Below are 2,693 nucleotides of genomic sequence, written 5' to 3'. Positions count from 1 at the left end.
CTTTGGACATACTGTGCCGCCGGGGCGGCCCGTCCCCCGGCCCGCCCCGGCGGCACAGTATGTCCAAAGACCCGCAACTCACCGCTGGACCTGCCCGGCGGGCTTTGCTATGGCACGCCTCGATCCGGCGTAGCTCAGTGGTAGAGCAGTTGACTGTTAATCAATTGGTCGTAGGTTCGAATCCTACCGCCGGAGCCAGAACCTCCTGAACCAGCGAGAGTCCTGCATCTGTCCCCCAGGGGGCATGTGGTGCGGGTTCCGGCCTTGCAGGCCCGCCCCGTCCCGGCACCGGCGCACCATGGTGATCAGGCCCGGCGGATCGCGCGGGCCTTGCACAGGGTTTCATGGCACCCTTTGGACATAAGATCATAAGGTTGAACCCCCGGTGTTTCGCGCGCGAAACACCGGGGCGGGGATGTCAGCGCTCGTGCACCAGGCCCCACTGGTCGGGGGACCGCCACAGCCGCGAGCGCAGCAGTTCGCGCTCGAAGATGAACTCCTTGGGCAGCCGGTCGAAGAAGCGGTCGAACAGGCGCTCGTGCTCATGCGCCTCCTCGGTGCCGGCGTCGCGGTCCACGGTCATCAGCCGGTAGTAGGTCGCGCGCGGGAAATCGAGGCCGTCCCAGGTGATGTCCTCGTAGCGCGGCATCCAGCCCAGCGGGCTTTCCACCGGGGCGGTGCGGCCGTGCACGCGGTCCACCACCCATTTCAGCACACGCATGTTCTCGCCAAACCCCGGCCACAGGAAGCGGCCGTCCTGGTCGCGGCGGAACCAGTTGACCCGGAAGATGCGCGGCGGGTTCGACAGCCGCCGGCCCACGTCCAGCCAGTGGGCGAAATAGTCGGCCATGTTGTAGCCGCAGAACGGCAGCATCGCCATCGGATCGCGGCGCATCGCGGCCTGGCCCACGGCGGCGGCCGTCGCCTCGGAGCCCATGGTGGCGGCGTTGTAGACGCCGTGGCTCCAGTTGAAGGCCTGATAGACCAGCGGGACGTCGCGGCTCATCCGGCCGCCGAACAGGAAGGCCGCGATCGGCACGCCGCGCGGGTTTTCCCAGTCGGGGTCGATGGTGGGGCATTGCGAGGCCGGCGCGGTGAAGCGCGAGTTCGGATGCGCCGCCAGCCGCCCGCAGTCCGGCGTCCAGTCCTGGCCCTTCCAGTCGATCAGGTGATCGGGGGCGGTGTCGGTCATCCCCTCCCACCACACGTCGCCGTCGTCGGTCAGCGCCACGTTGGTGTAGATGCAGTTGGCGTGCAGGGTCGCCATGGCGTTGGGGTTGGTCTTGTCGGAGGTCCCCGGCGCGACGCCGAAGAACCCGGCCTCGGGGTTGATGGCGCGCAGGACCCCCTCGCGGTCGGGCTTCAGCCAGGCGATGTCGTCACCCACGGTGGTGATCTTCCAGCCCTCGAACCCCGCGGGCGGCACCATCATGGCAAAGTTGGTCTTGCCGCAGGCGGACGGAAAGGCGGCGGCGACATAGGTCTTCTCGCCCTCGGGGCTTTCGGCGCCGAGGATCAGCATGTGCTCGGCCAGCCAGCCTTCGTCGCGGGCCATGACGGAGGCGATGCGCAGCGCGAAACACTTCTTGCCCAGCAGCGCGTTGCCGCCATAGCCCGAGCCATAGGACCAGATGGAGCGGTCCTCGGGGAAATGGGTGATGACGGTGTTTTCCGGATCGCAGGGCCAGGCCACATCGGCCTGGCCATCGGCCAGCGGCCGACCGACCGAATGGACGCACGGCACGAAATCGCCGTCCTCGCCCAGCTCATCCAGCACCGCCTGTCCGATCCGGGTCATGATGCGCATGTTCACGACCACATAGGGGCTGTCGGTGATCTCCACCCCGATCTGGCTGATGGGCGATCCGATCGGCCCCATGGAGAACGGGATCACATGCATGTCGCGCCCGCGCATGCAGCCCTCGAACAGCCCGTTGAGGCGCGCCTTCATCTCGGCCGGCGGCGCCCAGTTGTTGGTGGGCCCGGCGTCGTTGCGGTTGTTGGAGCAGATGTAGGTGCGGTCCTCCACCCGGGCCACGTCGCGCGGGTCGGAGCGGCACAGGAACGAGTTGGGGCGTTTTTCGGGATTCAGGCGGATGAAGCTTCCGGCCTCCACCATGCCTTGCGTCAGCCGGTCCCATTCCTCGTCCGAGCCGCTGGCCCAGTGGACGCTGCGCGGCTGGCACAGCCGGGTGATCTCCTCGACCCAAGCGATCAGGCGGGCGTGGCGGGTGGGGTGGGGCTGTGGCGATGCGGTCATCGGTCTCTCCGTTGAGCTCCGCCCTGGCAGGCGGTCGGACTTGCGTTCGGGGCGCGCGGGGTGTGTCGAGGGTGATGGTGCCCCCGCATCTGCGACGGGGGCATCCTAACGGGGTTTGTGGCGGGGTGACAGATGCCGGTCGCCGCTTGCGGGGGCTGTGGCCCCCTGCGCGCCGGGATGCGCGCCGGGCGGGAACATGGCGGCAGTGTCATGGTACCTTTGTTGACGTATATCAATTTCTTGGTGGCCGAGTGTTTCGCGTGCGAAACGCAGCGACTGCCCGGTCAGAGGCCGTGATCGGCCAGCCAGTTACGCAGCTGCTCGATGAACGCGGCATCCACCCCGGCGCCCGACAGCGTCACCCGCCCGGGTCGCCCCGACATCCGCACCCCGCTGCGCGGCCTTGTGCCGGGGTGCGGATGTCGGGGCGACC

Annotated in this window: 1 protein-coding gene and 1 tRNA gene; one reads left to right on the top strand and one right to left on the bottom strand. The window is 68.3% G+C overall.

The features are described from left to right. The first annotated feature begins 123 nt into the window (after positions 1–123). Positions 124–198: transfer RNA gene (locus CCR87_RS00290), tRNA-Asn, on the top strand. 220 nt (positions 199–418) lie between these two features. Here the strand turns inward: CCR87_RS00290 and CCR87_RS00285 are convergent. Beyond that, the gene (locus CCR87_RS00285; protein ID WP_201155344.1) at positions 419–2,260 is read right to left on the bottom strand and encodes a phosphoenolpyruvate carboxykinase (GTP); all 1,842 of its coding nucleotides are present in this window, start codon (positions 2,258–2,260) and stop codon (positions 419–421) included. Positions 2,261–2,693 lie beyond the last annotated feature (433 nt).

This window comes from Rhodobaculum claviforme, assembly GCF_016653255.1.
GTDB lineage: Bacteria > Pseudomonadota > Alphaproteobacteria > Rhodobacterales > Rhodobacteraceae > Rhodobaculum > Rhodobaculum claviforme.
The sequence above is the reverse complement of the archived record's forward strand: the minus strand, read 5'-3'. Positions and strand labels throughout refer to the sequence as shown.